Origin of the sequence: Salmonella sp. SJTUF14076 (genome assembly GCF_015534835.1) — a bacterium.
Taxonomy (GTDB): Bacteria; Pseudomonadota; Gammaproteobacteria; order Enterobacterales; family Enterobacteriaceae; genus Salmonella; species Salmonella enterica.
This window is the reverse complement of record NZ_CP064674.1, coordinates 292,334-304,688: the sequence shown is the minus strand read 5'-3', so window position 1 is coordinate 304,688 and position 12,355 is coordinate 292,334. Positions and strand designations below refer to the sequence as shown.

The 12,355-nt window shown below is 54.7% G+C and carries 13 protein-coding genes; 6 read left to right on the top strand and 7 right to left on the bottom strand.

All coding sequences use genetic code 11. From position 1 onward, the window contains the following. Positions 1 to 17: 17 nt before the first annotated feature. Complete coding sequence (gene livK / locus HU143_RS01385; protein WP_000822976.1) at positions 18 to 1,127, bottom strand: high-affinity branched-chain amino acid ABC transporter substrate-binding protein LivK; 1,110 nt, start codon at positions 1,125 to 1,127, stop codon at positions 18 to 20. A 421-nt stretch (positions 1,128 to 1,548) separates the two neighbouring features. Here livK and panM point away from each other — a divergent pair, with 421 nt between their 5' ends. Further along, positions 1,549 to 1,932 (top strand): aspartate 1-decarboxylase autocleavage activator PanM, encoded by a 384-nt coding sequence (panM, locus tag HU143_RS01380; RefSeq protein WP_000778873.1) that lies wholly within the window; start codon positions 1,549 to 1,551, stop codon positions 1,930 to 1,932. Continuing rightward, a complete protein-coding gene (locus HU143_RS01375) occupies positions 1,910 to 2,044 on the top strand; it encodes a hypothetical protein (RefSeq protein WP_001517957.1) in 135 nt (44 codons plus the stop codon). Before panM ends, HU143_RS01375 begins: the two co-directional genes overlap by 23 nt. An 83-nt stretch (positions 2,045 to 2,127) precedes the next feature. Here HU143_RS01375 and livJ read toward each other — a convergent pair whose 3' ends face one another. From livJ to ftsY, 5 genes are all read right to left on the bottom strand, one after another. Next, the gene (gene livJ, locus HU143_RS01370) at positions 2,128 to 3,231 is read right to left on the bottom strand and encodes a branched chain amino acid ABC transporter substrate-binding protein LivJ (RefSeq protein WP_001535347.1); all 1,104 of its coding nucleotides are present in this window, start codon (positions 3,229 to 3,231) and stop codon (positions 2,128 to 2,130) included. Between the two features lie 321 nt (positions 3,232 to 3,552). After that, positions 3,553 to 4,407, bottom strand: a complete 855-nt coding sequence (rpoH, locus tag HU143_RS01365; RefSeq protein WP_000159621.1) for an RNA polymerase sigma factor RpoH — start codon at positions 4,405 to 4,407, stop codon at positions 3,553 to 3,555. A gap of 245 nt (positions 4,408 to 4,652) precedes the next feature. Then, positions 4,653 to 5,708: a permease-like cell division protein FtsX gene (gene ftsX, locus HU143_RS01360; RefSeq protein WP_001081707.1), complete on the bottom strand. Its 1,056-nt coding sequence runs from the start codon at positions 5,706 to 5,708 to the stop codon at positions 4,653 to 4,655. Then, entirely contained in the window at positions 5,701 to 6,369 is a 669-nt protein-coding gene (gene ftsE / locus HU143_RS01355; protein WP_000617729.1) for a cell division ATP-binding protein FtsE, read from the bottom strand. Before ftsE ends, ftsX begins: the two co-directional genes overlap by 8 nt. Before the next feature lie 2 nt (positions 6,370 to 6,371). Further along, positions 6,372 to 7,847 carry a signal recognition particle-docking protein FtsY gene (gene ftsY / locus HU143_RS01350; protein WP_023227423.1) on the bottom strand — a complete coding sequence of 492 codons (1,476 nt, stop codon included), beginning with the start codon at positions 7,845 to 7,847 and terminating at the stop codon, positions 6,372 to 6,374. A gap of 125 nt (positions 7,848 to 7,972) precedes the next feature. Here ftsY and rsmD point away from each other — a divergent pair, with 125 nt between their 5' ends. Both rsmD and HU143_RS01340 read left to right on the top strand, forming a co-directional pair. Further along, positions 7,973 to 8,569 (top strand): 16S rRNA (guanine(966)-N(2))-methyltransferase, encoded by a 597-nt coding sequence (rsmD, locus tag HU143_RS01345; RefSeq protein WP_000743275.1) that lies wholly within the window; start codon positions 7,973 to 7,975, stop codon positions 8,567 to 8,569. Next, positions 8,559 to 8,828 carry a DUF1145 family protein gene (locus HU143_RS01340; protein WP_023227422.1) on the top strand — a complete coding sequence of 90 codons (270 nt, stop codon included), beginning with the start codon at positions 8,559 to 8,561 and terminating at the stop codon, positions 8,826 to 8,828. The genes rsmD and HU143_RS01340 overlap by 11 nt, the downstream gene beginning before the upstream one ends. A 21-nt stretch (positions 8,829 to 8,849) precedes the next feature. Here HU143_RS01340 and HU143_RS01335 read toward each other — a convergent pair whose 3' ends face one another. After that, a complete protein-coding gene (locus tag HU143_RS01335) occupies positions 8,850 to 9,221 on the bottom strand; it encodes a DUF2500 domain-containing protein (protein ID WP_023227421.1) in 372 nt (123 codons plus the stop codon). Between the two features lie 141 nt (positions 9,222 to 9,362). Between HU143_RS01335 and HU143_RS01330 the strand changes: the two genes are divergently transcribed. Together HU143_RS01330 and zntA are read left to right on the top strand one after the other, a co-directional pair. Next, positions 9,363 to 9,989 (top strand): lysoplasmalogenase, encoded by a 627-nt coding sequence (locus HU143_RS01330; RefSeq protein WP_000964735.1) that lies wholly within the window; start codon positions 9,363 to 9,365, stop codon positions 9,987 to 9,989. Positions 9,990 to 10,069: 80 nt separating this feature from the next. Next, the gene (zntA, locus tag HU143_RS01325; protein WP_023227420.1) at positions 10,070 to 12,268 is read left to right on the top strand and encodes a Zn(II)/Cd(II)/Pb(II) translocating P-type ATPase ZntA; all 2,199 of its coding nucleotides are present in this window, start codon (positions 10,070 to 10,072) and stop codon (positions 12,266 to 12,268) included. Positions 12,269 to 12,355: the final 87 nt, after the last annotated feature.

Sequence of the window (12,355 nt, the reverse complement as noted above, 5' to 3'; positions counted from 1 at the left end):
TAACTTATCTTCTGGCATTACTTCGCGACGGTTGACGAGCCGTCGGCGTGCCACTGGAAGACGCCAAATTCAAATCCCTTAAGATCGCCTTTTTCATCCCATTTCAGCGGCCCAATAACGGTATCAGCCCCGTTAGCTTTAAGATCTTTCACCAGATCCAGTGGAGCATGGCTGGCGCTACGCGTCATTGCGGTCGCCAGCGACTGGACGGCGGCGTAGGTGATCCAGACATACGGACCGCTGGGATCTTTCTTGTCGGCTTTCAGCGCCTCGACAATCGCTTTATTCGCCGGGTCCTGGTCATAACGTTTTGGCATCGTCACCAACATGCCTTCCGCCGCACCGCCCGCAATATTGGACAGCGACGCGTTACCCACTCCTTCCGGCCCCATAAATTGCGTTTTCAGGCCATTAGCCCGCGCCTGGCGCAGCATCTGCCCCATTTCCGGGTAGTAGCCGCCGTAATACACAAAGTCGATATTCTCTTTTTGCAAGCGGGCAATCAGGGCGGAGAAATCTTTTTCACCGGCGGTAATACCATCAAAAAAGACAATATTGGCATTACCCTGCTTCAGGCCATCCTGCACGGAGCGCGCCAGTCCTTCGCCGTATTGCTGTTTATCGTGAATGATAGCGATGCGCTGCGGTTTCACCGTTTCCAGGATGTATTTCGCGGCCGTTGGCCCTTGGGAGGAGTCCAGGCCGGCGGTACGCATAATGTACTGATAGCCGCGCTGGGTCAGCTCCGGGTTAGTCGCCCCCGGGGAGATCATCAGAATACCTTCATCTTCATAGATATCGGATGCTGGCTGAGTAGAAGAAGAACACAAGTGACCAATAACGTACTGAATACCGTCGTTAACGATTTTGTTGGCCACCGCCACCGCCTGTTTTGGATCGCAGGCATCATCGTACTCTACGCCGACCAGCTTATCGCCTTTAATACCGCCTTTAGCGTTGATGTCTTTAATGGCCTGGCGCGCGCCGTTAAATTCCATATCGCCCCATTGCGCTACCGGGCCGGACATCGCCCCGACTATGGCGACTTTAATATCATCTGCCATTGCCCCCTGCGAGACTGCTAATGCAACAATCCCTGCGATTATTGTTTTCGCTTTCCGTTTCATGTGCCTGTATCCCCATTCGTGATGTTATATGTTTTGTTTTTTGCTGGTTAAAAAGCAGACTGTACTTTTTATAAATGGTGCGCTTTTTACTGACTCATTAATGAGTTAGCGCAGCATTTAAAGCATAATAAGATTAAAATCTCTATTTTTCAGTCTATTAAGAAAAGATAATATTCTGCTTTTCGCTATAGATAAACAAAAAAAAGCACGCTTGTCAGCATAAAATAACGGCACATTAAGCGGAATAATTCACTAGCATTCAGGGAATTATGCTGCCTGTTTTCCATTCTCTAATGCTTCAAACTGTAATTATCGTTGTTAAAAAATTAATAACCTGGTAAATGACACAAAAAAGAGAAAGCATCTGGCCTGCCTGTTTCGGTACACTGATCGCATCTTTTGAAATCGGGACAAGCCGTCGATGAAGCTGACCATTCTTCGTTTAGAACACTTTAGCGCTCAGGATCAGATCGATCTGGGCAAAATCTGGCCGGAATATTCCGCCTCCTCATTAAGCGTAGATGAAACGCACCGGATTTATGCCGCGCGGTTTAACGAGCGTTTGTTGGGCGCCGTAAGAGTGACGCTGAGCGGAACGCAGGGCGCGCTGGATTCCTTACGCGTGCGTGAAATCACCCGTCGCCGCGGCGTCGGGCAATACCTGGTAGAAGAGGTCATCCGCGATAATCCCAACGTCTCGTCGTGGTGGATGGCGGATGTCGGTGTTGAAGACCGCAGCGTGATGGCCGCGTTTATGCAGGCGTTAGGTTTTACCGCCCAGCATGACGGCTGGGAGAAGCGCTAAAAGAAAGCCGGATGGCGCTGACGCTTATCCGGCCTACATGCCGGGAGAAAAGATAAAAACCACCTCGCAATTTTCCAAGAATTTCGCGTTGCAGGCAGGCGGCAAGTTATGAAATCCCCGGGAGCTTACATAAGTAAGTGACCGGGGTTGAATAACGTAGCCAACGCACCTGCAGCGCGAAAGGCGCCAGGAAAATTACTTAGCGTCTGTCGCCGTACCATTCGCATGCCAGTCAAACACGCCGAACTCAAATCCTTTCAGATCGCCTTTCTCATCCCACGACAGCGGTCCCATTACGGTGTCGACCGTGGCGCCTTTCAGGTATTTGGCAATTTCCGCCGGATCGTCAGACTGATTCAGACCCGCCTGCAACGATTGCAGCGCGGCGTAGGTGGTCCACACGAATGCGCCGCTAGGATCTTGTTTCTTGGCTTTGATGGCATCCACAATCGGTTTGTTCGCCGGGACCTGGTCGTAGTTCTTCGGTTTGGTGACCAGTAAGCCTTCCGCCGACTCTCCGGCGATGTTAGACAGCGACACGTTCGCCACCCCTTCCGGCCCCATAAACTGGGTTTTCAGCCCTGCGGCGCGGGACTGGCGCAAAATCTGCCCCATTTCCGGGTGATAACCGCCGTAGTAGACAAAGTCGATATTCTCTTTCTTCAGGCGCGCTACCAGAGTGGAGAAATCTTTTTCGCCGGCGGTGATGCCGTCAAAGAATACGACGTTAACGCCGCCTTTCTTCAGACCGTCCTGCACCGCGCGCGCCAGCCCTTCGCCGTACTGCTGCTTATCGTGGATAATCGCGATGCGCTGCGGTTTTACCTTCTCCAGAATATACTTTGCCGCCGTTGGCCCCTGGTCAGAGTCCAGACCGGTCGTGCGCAAAACCAGCTTATAGCCGCGCGCGGTCAGCTCCGGCGCGGTCGCCGCCGGGGTTATCATCAGGATGCCTTCGTCTTCGTAGATATCAGACGCTGGCTGTGTGGAAGAGGAGCATAAGTGACCGATAACATACTTGATGCCGTCGTTCACCACTTTGTTAGCGACAGCTACCGCCTGTTTCGGGTCACAGGCGTCGTCATATTTCACCGCGACGAGCTTATCGCCTTTAATACCGCCTTTCGCATTGATATCGGCAATTGCCTGCTCCGCACCGGTAAATTCCTGGTCGCCATACTGCGCCACCGGACCGGACATCGCGCCGACAACCGCGACTTTAATGTCCTCGGCGAATGCCATATGGCTTAATGACAGGGCGATACATCCTGCCAATAACGTTTTACCCTTCATATTCATCCTGATAATCCCCATTATTCTGGTTGTTACGTGTGTTGTGGTGTTATTGTTCAGCACTTTATTTCGATTATTGGCTAGCTACCCGTGCTTTAGCAGCATACTCTGCTAAAACATACCCGATTTTTATTATTTTGGAATAGCTAAATTTACATCCAGATAACAGATTTGTGTCGGTGGGGGAGAGGAAGGGCCCGTAGGCCAGATAAGCGAAGCGACATCGGGCAAACGTGTTGCCGGATGGCAGCGTAAACGCCTTATCCGGCCTACAAAAAACAAAACCCCCGAATTCACATTCGAGGGTTCATTGGCAATTCGCGAAGATTACGCTTCGATCGCAGCGCGAAGCTTTTTCATGGCGTTCTTTTCAAGCTGGCGCACACGCTCAGCGGAGACGCCGTAACGATCGGCCAGCTCCTGCAACGTAGACTTATTGTCTTCGTCCAGCCAGCGAGCGCGGATAATATCCTGGCTACGCTCGTCGAGCCCCTGCATCGCGTCGGTCAGTCGGTTAGCGGCCTGCTCTTCCCAGTTATCGTCTTCAATGCCGTCGGCAAAGTTAGACGATTTATCCTGCAGATACAGCACCGGCGCCATTGGCTGGCTGTCGGACTCATCGTCCGAAGACATGTCAAACGTCATGTCCTGCGCCGCCATACGCGACTCCATCTCACGCACGTCTTTACTGGAAACACCCAGTTCGCGCGCCACCATTTCAACCTCATCCTGATTAAACCAGCCCAGACGCTGCTTGGTTTTACGCAGATTAAAGAACAGCTTACGCTGCGCTTTCGTGGTTGCGACTTTAACGATACGCCAGTTACGCAGCACGTATTCGTGAATTTCTGCTTTAATCCAGTGTACGGCGAAGGAGACCAGGCGCACGCCTACTTCCGGGTTGAAACGACGTACGGCTTTCATCAGGCCGATGTTGCCTTCCTGGATCAAATCCGCCTGCGGCAGACCATAGCCCGCATAGTTACGAGCAATATGAACAACAAAGCGCAGGTGAGACAGGATCAGCGTTTTAGCTGCTTCCAGATCGCCCTGGTAATGCAGCCTTTCAGCCAATGCCCGCTCCTCGTCAGCCGATAACATCGGCCACGCGTTCGCCGCCCGGATATAAGATTCCAGGTTGCCAACAGGGGCTAAAGCTAAATTTTGCATTTCTTTGGTCATTCAAATCCTCTCAATCAGTATTGCCTGGCACCGTCAGCGAGCAACAACCGTGCCAAAGCCGATGAGCAACGAGAATATCATCCACTCTTTTATCAGACAGTGATTTTATCCACAAGTTCAATGTAACACTGTGCATAATTTACACACATAATGTGACATGAAGATGAAACGCGGGGAAGAGACAACGGGGACTCTTTCCCTGCGAACGGAAGCCCATTGCAGGGAAAGATTATACCACGATTTTATCAATCGGGAGTAAAGTGACGTAAATGTTGCACCGTGGCCAGCCAGGCGGCGATCCAGCCGATCATGGAACAGACCAGCAGCAGCAACAGGCACTCATCGAACGATAAACCATTGAGATCAAACTTCGTGCCGAAGACCTGCGCCACTTCAGTCACCGCCGATGATAAACGCATCACCAAAATTTCAGACAATATCAGTGAAAGAAACGCGCCGGAAAAACCGAGCAACGCGCCGCCATAGAGGAACGGACGCAGGATAAAGCCATCGGTCGCGCCAATCAGCTTTTGCACGTTAATGGTATCGCGACGGGCAAAAATGCTCAGGCGCACGCTGTTGCCGATAACGAGGAAGACCGCCGCGACCATCAGCACACCAATCATCGCCGACACGCGGCCCACCAGCCCGGTGAGCGCCGCCAGACGCGCAAACCAGCTATCATCCATGCGGACTTCGTCAATGCCGTTAATCTGCGAGATACGGTCGCGCAGCGTATTAAGCGAGGCGGTACTCTGGAAGTCCAACTTGGGGATCACCACTGCCACCGCCGGTAGCGGGTTCTCTTCCAGCATGTCCAGCGCGCCGCCAAAACCCGACCAGTTGCGGAATTCTCCCAACGCGTCCTCACGGGACAGGTAGTTGACCTTCTCAACGCCCTGCTCGGCCTGAAGCTGCCCAACAACCCGTGCCGCCGCGTCATCATCCAGCGTTTTTTGCAGATAAACGGTGATCTGCGGCGACGGATAATACTGAGTCGCCGCCTGGTTGACGTTCTTATAGACCATGTAACAGACGCTGGGCAGCGTCAGGGAGATGGCGATCACCATCACCGTCAGAAACGTCGCCAGCGGTTTGCTTTTCAGATCCTGCAGCGCGCCGTGCCAGGCATAGCGCACCTGTTCATTAAAGACATTTGTTTTACGTGAGTTCGGTTTCGGCGTCGGCTTCTGGCGTCCTGGCGCGTTGCGCCCGCCGCCTGTTCCGCCGCGAGACTTACGCAGTCGATCCAGCCGTCCGCCGAACTGCCTGATTTGGTTAATCGCGTCGCGCCTATTCATTGGCCAGGCCTCCATGCAGATGTCCATCGCTCAGGACGAGCTGCCTATAGGAACGACGGGAGATAAGTCCAATATCGTGCGTCGCCATCAGTACCGTCACCCCTACGCGGTTAAACTCTTCAAACAGACGTAAAATCCCTTCCGACAACGCGTCGTCCAGGTTCCCGGTCGGTTCATCCGCCAGCAATACCGCTGGCTTATTGACCACCGCGCGGGCGATGCCCACGCGCTGTTGTTCGCCTCCGGAGAGTTGAATCGGGAAGTTTCTCGCTTTGTCCAGTAGTCCAACCTTATCCAGCGCCGCCGACACACGACGACGGATATCATCGCCGCTGGCGCCGGCAATGATTAACGGTATCGCCACATTGTCATAGACCGTGCGATCCATCAGCAGATGGTGATCCTGGAAAATCATCCCAATCTGGCGGCGCAAAAACGGCACTTCGCGGTTTTTCAGACGCGTAATATCATGCCCGCTGAAGAAGATTTTGCCGGCGCTGGGCCGCTCAATCCCACAGATTAGCTTCAGCAGGGTACTTTTCCCCGCGCCGGAGTGGCCGGTCAGAAACGCCATCTCGCCTGGCCGCATATGGAATGTCACTCCCTGCAGCGCTTGTCTCCCGCCGAGATAGGCCTTGCTGACATGTTCAAAGCGAATCATTGTTAATCCTCTCGGGCAAAAAGTGCCTCAATAAAATCGTCCGCCTTAAACGGACGCAAATCCTCGATACGTTCGCCCACGCCAATGTAACGGATAGGAATGCCAAACTGGTCAGCTACCGAGAAAATCACCCCGCCTTTCGCCGTACCGTCAAGCTTGGTCAGGGTAATACCGGTTAAGCCTACCGCTTCATGGAACAGTTTGGCCTGGCTTACCGCGTTCTGTCCGGTGCTGGCGTCAATGGTCAGCATAACCTCATGCGGCGCTTCTTCGTCCAGCTTTTTCATGACGCGAACGATTTTTTTCAGCTCTTCCATCAGGTGCGACTTGTTCTGCAGACGCCCTGCCGTATCGGCAATTAACACATCCACATTACGCGCCTTCGCGGCCTGGATAGCGTCAAAAATCACCGAGGCGGAGTCCGCGCCGGTATGCTGGGCAATAACCGGAATGTTGTTACGCTGTCCCCAGACCTGTAGCTGTTCGACCGCCGCCGCGCGGAAAGTATCCCCCGCCGCCAGCATCACTGATTTACCCTGCTGCTCAAACTGGCGCGCCAGTTTACCGATAGTGGTGGTTTTACCCACGCCATTCACGCCAACCATCAGAATAACAAAAGGCGTTTTACCTTCAATATTAAGCGGTTCGTCTACCTTCGCCAGAATCTCGCCCATCTCGTCTTTCAACAGACCATACAGCGCCTCGGCATCTTTAAGCTGTTTGCGGCTGGCGCCTTCCGTCAGATTAGCGATAATCTTACGCGTGGTTTCCACCCCGACATCAGCGATGAGCAACTGCTCTTCCAGCTCCTCGAACAAATCATCGTCGATTTTCTTGCCGCGGAACAGACTGATAAATCCGGAACCGAGATTTTCTTTGGTTTTCAGCAGGCTGCGTTTCAGGCGGGCAAAGAAACCTTCTTTAGTCGGTTTTTCCTGTTCCTGAACGATCGCTTCCACCGGCGCGTCTTCTTCCGCCGGCGGAACAACCATCACCGCCTCTTCCGCCGCCTGAGCGGCCAGCGCCTGCGCTTCCAGCTCTTCGTCGGTGAATTTCGCCGCGTTTTCGCCCTCTTCTTCTACCGCGGCAATGACCTCTACAGTTTCCGCTTCGGCCTGCCACTCTTCCGGCGAAATAGCCTCGTCTTTGACCTCTTCCGGCAGCGGCAATTCCTCGCGTTCCACCGCGATCTGCGGCGCTGCCGTCTCAACAGCCGCCGCGGGCTCCGGCTCTACCGGCTGCGGTTTTTCGCTCTCCTGAACTTTCTCAGTAACGTCCACCACCTCTTCCGCAAAGGCTTCGGTTTCTGCTTTGCTGTGCGCGGGCGTTTGCGCGTCTACGTCTGCCGCCGTTTCAACAGGGGGCTCAACCGGTCGTTGTTCCTCAACAATCTGCTGTTCTTCGGTCTGTTCCTGCTTCTGCTCTTTATCACCGAAGCCCAACCAGGAAAAGAAGCCACGTTTTTTCTGTTTTGCCATCTGCGACTACACCCCTCGCGGCGCTATATACATGGAAGCTAAAAAAATGATGAAATAGTCTATCACTTAACTTAATTCACATCACCGCCTGGAATAACTTGCAACAGGCGGTTCGAGCAAGAGAAATGAAAAAACCGACTCACTCTGGCAGCGGCCAAATCCGCATTATTGGCGGGCAATGGCGTGGCCGTAAATTACCGGTTCCGGACAGCCCGGGTCTGCGTCCCACCACCGATCGCGTGCGCGAAACGTTATTTAACTGGCTGGCTCCGGTAATGGTAGACGCCCATTGTCTGGATTGCTTTGCCGGCAGCGGCGCGCTGGGTCTGGAAGCGCTATCGCGTTATGCGGCCCAGGCAACGTTACTGGAAATGGATCGCGCCGTATCGCAGCAGTTGCAAAAAAATCTGGCGACGCTGAAAGCCAACAATGCTCGCGTCGTCAATACCAATACTCTGGCCTTCCTCAGCCAGCCGGGGACGCCGCATCACGTCGTCTTTGTCGACCCGCCGTTTCGTAAAGGGCTGCTGGAAGAGACGTTACAATTGCTGGAAACCCAGGGATGGCTGGCCGACGACGCGCTAATCTACGTAGAAAGCGAGGTGGAAAACGGTCTGCCGCCCGTTCCGGCGAACTGGGCATTGTATCGAGAAAAGGTGGCCGGACAGGTCGCTTATCGTCTGTATCAGCGCGACGCGCAAGGAGAAAATGATGTTGATTAATCTGGGCCGCTTATTAATGCTCTTCGTGTGGGCATTTTTGATTCTTAATCTGGTGCATCCCTTCCCGCGCCCGCTCAATATCTTCGTCAACGTGGCGTTGGTGTTCATGGCGCTGATGCACGGTATGCAGTTGGCGTTACTGAAATCAACGATACCGAAAGAGGATCCGCAGATGACGACGGGAGAAAAAATCCGCATTTTCCTGTTCGGCGTGTTTGAGCTGCTGGTCTGGCAGAAGAAGTTTAAGAACAAAAAATAACGTTTGCTGCCGGATGACGGTTCATTCGTTATCCGGGGTACGGCTAACAAACCCGACGAACCGCGTTCCCTTATAGCTCAGCGTACCTTGTTCGCCCACCGTCAAAGCGTGGTACTGCTGCGCTTGTAAACGGAACGTTTTTTCCAGACCGCCATTGAGCGGCTTAAAACTTGCCTCATAGCGCATACTGGTTCCCGCCGGGATCACTTCCTGCTGGCGAGAGCGTCGGTCGTTAACCGGCTTCTCCCGTTTATTGCTGACCACGACCTGATTTTGCTGTAACGGCGCCGCCTCATTAGCGGCTTTTTCCCGCCGTTGCTGAACGAAGCGAAACGACGCGGCAACCACGATTAATGCAATGATTATAATGAAGAAAAGCGGTGGCTTACTCATACTGTTAACCTGTCAGAAAATGCGGAAATAAGCATACCCTGCCCGTTATAGTGTTGTCATCTGACCGTCACGGCCTCTACACTGAATAATAGAGCCGCAAGCATACCGTTTGCGAAAAAATAACGAATTCAAGGAATTAAGATGCTTTGGTCGTTTATCGCTGTCTGCCTGTCCGCATGGCTGTATGTGGACGCCTCCTATCGCGGGCCAGCCTGGCAACGCTGGGTTTTTAAGCCCGTCACGTTATTACTATTGCTGTTACTGGCCTGGCAAGCGCCGATGTTTGACGCCATCAGTTATCTTGTGTTGGCCGGACTGTGCGCCTCGCTGGTCGGCGATGCGTTAACGCTCTTGCCGCGTCAACGCCTGCTGTACGCCGTCGGGGCATTTTTCTTATCGCATCTGCTCTACACCATTTATTTTGCCAGCCAAATGACGTTGTCGTTCTTCTGGCCGCTGCCGCTGGCGTTACTGATAGTCGGCGCGTTGCTTATCGCCGTTATCTGGACGCGACTGGAGGAGCTACGCTGGCCGGTATGTACTTTTATCGCCATGACTCTGGTCATGGTCTGGCTGGCGGGCGAACTGTGGTTCTTCCGCCCAACGGCGCCAGCCCTTTCGGCCTTTACCGGCGCGACGCTGCTGTTCATCGGCAATATCGTCTGGCTGGGTAGCCATTACCGCCGCCGTTTCCGGGCGGATAACGCGATTGCCGCCGCCTGCTACTTTGCCGGACACTTCCTGATTGTTCGCTCGCTGTACCTGTAAATAATAGCGCTTGACTCTGGAGTCGACTCCAGAGTGTATCCTCCGGTTAATGAGAAAATTATCATCAACCGGAGGACGTTATGTCGACCCCTGATACCGATGGCAAAAAAGTCCCGCCCTTTACCTCCTTCAGATTAGCCCCGGCAATACAGAAGGCCGATAGCTGCTGCTGCGAAGAACATTGCGCGTCCAGCGCGCCTGTTTCTACTGCCGTGGCAGGCACGCGCTATACCTGGAAAATCTCCGGCATGGACTGCGCCGCCTGCGCCCGAAAAGTGGAGAATGCGGTACGCCAAATTCGCGGCGTCAACCAGGCGCAAGTGCTGTTCGCCACCGAAAAGTTAGTGGTCGATGCCGACGCCGACCTCCGCACGCAAATTGAACGCGCCGTACAGAAGGCGGGTTATACCTTGCGTAGTGAAGATTCGCGCGACGCCGCACCTGAATCTCGTCTTAAAGAGAACCTGCCGCTTATTACGCTGATCATTATGATGGCGATAAGCTGGGGGCTGGAGCAATTTAACCACCCGTTCGGCCAACTGGCCTTTATCGCCACCACCCTGGTCGGTCTGTATCCTATTGCCCGCCAGGCGCTGCGACTGATGAAAAGCGGCAGTTGGTTCGCTATTGAAACGCTGATGAGCGTCGCCGCTATTGGCGCGCTGTTTATTGGCGCGACGGCGGAGGCGGCAATGGTATTGCTGCTGTTCCTCATCGGCGAGCGCCTGGAAGGATGGGCCGCCAGCCGCGCCCGTAAAGGCGTCAGCGCGTTAATGGCGCTTAAACCGGAAACGGCGACCCGTCTGCGCGACGGCGTGCGGGAAGAGGTCGCTATTAATACCCTGCGACCGGGCGATATTATCGAAGTCGCCGCCGGGGGGCGTTTACCCGCCGACGGTAAACTGGTTTCCGGTTTCGCCAGCTTTGATGAAAGCGCGCTCACCGGCGAGTCTATCCCTGTGGAGCGCGCAACGGGCGACAAAGTCCCGGCAGGCGCGACCAGCGTTGACCGTCTCGTCACCCTGGAGGTGCTATCTGAACCTGGCGCCAGCGCGATTGACCGTATCCTGACGCTGATTGAAGAGGCGGAAGAGCGCCGTGCGCCCATTGAGCGGTTTATTGACCGTTTCAGCCGCATCTATACGCCAGTCATTATGGTCATCGCGCTGCTGGTGACGCTTATTCCGCCGCTGATGTTCGAGGGCGGCTGGCAGGAGTGGATTTATAAAGGGCTGACGCTGCTATTAATCGGTTGCCCGTGCGCGCTGGTGATCTCCACGCCCGCGGCCATTACCTCCGGGCTGGCGGCGGCGGCACGGCGCGGCGCATTGATTAAAGGCGGCGCAGCGCTGGAGCAACTGGGCCGTATCACGCAGGTCGCCTTTGATAAAACCGGTACGTTGACCATTGGTAAACCACGGGTGACGGCGATTCATCCGGCAAGCGGTATCAGCGAAGCTGAACTGTTGGCGCTGGCGGCAGCCGTAGAACAAGGCGCTACGCACCCGCTGGCGCAGGCTATTGTCCGCGAAGCGCAGACACGCGATCTGGCGATCCCGACGGCGGAATCGCAGCGAACGCTGGCCGGCACCGGGATTGAAGCGCAGGTTAACGGCGAACGAATTCTGATTTGCGCGGCGGGAAAACAGCCTGCGGCAGCGTTTGCCGGGCAAATTAGCGAACTGGAAAACGCCGGGCAGACGGTGGTTCTGGTGCTGCGTAACGAGACCGTTGTTGGCGTCCTCGCCCTCCAGGATACGTTGCGTGACGATGCGCGCGACGCCATCCGCGAACTGCATCAGTTAGGCGTTAACGGCGTGATTCTGACCGGCGATAACCCACGGGCGGCGGCAGCGATTGCCGGCGAGCTGGATCTGGCGTTTAAAGCCGGACTACTGCCGGAAGATAAGGTACGGGCAGTCACCGCCCTTAACCAACAAGCGCCGCTGGCGATGGTGGGCGACGGCATTAATGATGCGCCCGCGATGAAAGCCGCCAGTATCGGAATTGCGATGGGCAGCGGTACTGACGTCGCGCTGGAAACGGCTGACGCCGCCCTTACTCATAACCGTCTGCGCGGGTTAGCGCAGATGATTACGCTGGCGCGCGCTACCCACGCGAATATCCGGCAGAACATCACCATTGCGCTGGGGCTGAAAGCTATTTTCCTGGTGACGACGCTACTGGGTTTTACCGGGCTATGGCTGGCAATCCTGGCGGATACGGGAGCCACGGTATTGGTGACCGCCAACGCGCTACGTTTGCTGCGTAAAAACTAATCTTCTCCCGCCCGGCGGCGTCGTGTCGCCGGGTTATCCCGCGATATTCCTTTCTTTGTACATATTATTCACGCGAAAATTATTTAT

Bases quoted from the DNA above. Each gene is read 5' to 3' on its own strand.
- ftsE (WP_000617729.1), bottom strand. From the start codon at position 6,369: ATGATTCGCTTTGAACATGTCAGCAAGGCCTATCTCGGCGGGAGACAA.
- livJ (WP_001535347.1), bottom strand. From the start codon at position 3,231: ATGAATATGAAGGGTAAAACGTTATTGGCAGGATGTATCGCCCTGTCA.
- panM (WP_000778873.1), top strand. From the start codon at position 1,549: ATGAAGCTGACCATTCTTCGTTTAGAACACTTTAGCGCTCAGGATCAG.
- zntA (WP_023227420.1), top strand. From the start codon at position 10,070: ATGTCGACCCCTGATACCGATGGCAAAAAAGTCCCGCCCTTTACCTCC.
- HU143_RS01375 (WP_001517957.1), top strand. From the start codon at position 1,910: ATGACGGCTGGGAGAAGCGCTAAAAGAAAGCCGGATGGCGCTGACGCT.
- ftsX (WP_001081707.1), bottom strand. From the start codon at position 5,708: ATGAATAGGCGCGACGCGATTAACCAAATCAGGCAGTTCGGCGGACGG.
- ftsY (WP_023227423.1), bottom strand. From the start codon at position 7,847: ATGGCAAAACAGAAAAAACGTGGCTTCTTTTCCTGGTTGGGCTTCGGT.
- HU143_RS01335 (WP_023227421.1), bottom strand. From the start codon at position 9,221: ATGAGTAAGCCACCGCTTTTCTTCATTATAATCATTGCATTAATCGTG.
- rpoH (WP_000159621.1), bottom strand. From the start codon at position 4,407: ATGACCAAAGAAATGCAAAATTTAGCTTTAGCCCCTGTTGGCAACCTG.
- HU143_RS01340 (WP_023227422.1), top strand. From the start codon at position 8,559: ATGTTGATTAATCTGGGCCGCTTATTAATGCTCTTCGTGTGGGCATTT.
- rsmD (WP_000743275.1), top strand. From the start codon at position 7,973: ATGAAAAAACCGACTCACTCTGGCAGCGGCCAAATCCGCATTATTGGC.
- HU143_RS01330 (WP_000964735.1), top strand. From the start codon at position 9,363: ATGCTTTGGTCGTTTATCGCTGTCTGCCTGTCCGCATGGCTGTATGTG.
- livK (WP_000822976.1), bottom strand. From the start codon at position 1,127: ATGAAACGGAAAGCGAAAACAATAATCGCAGGGATTGTTGCATTAGCA.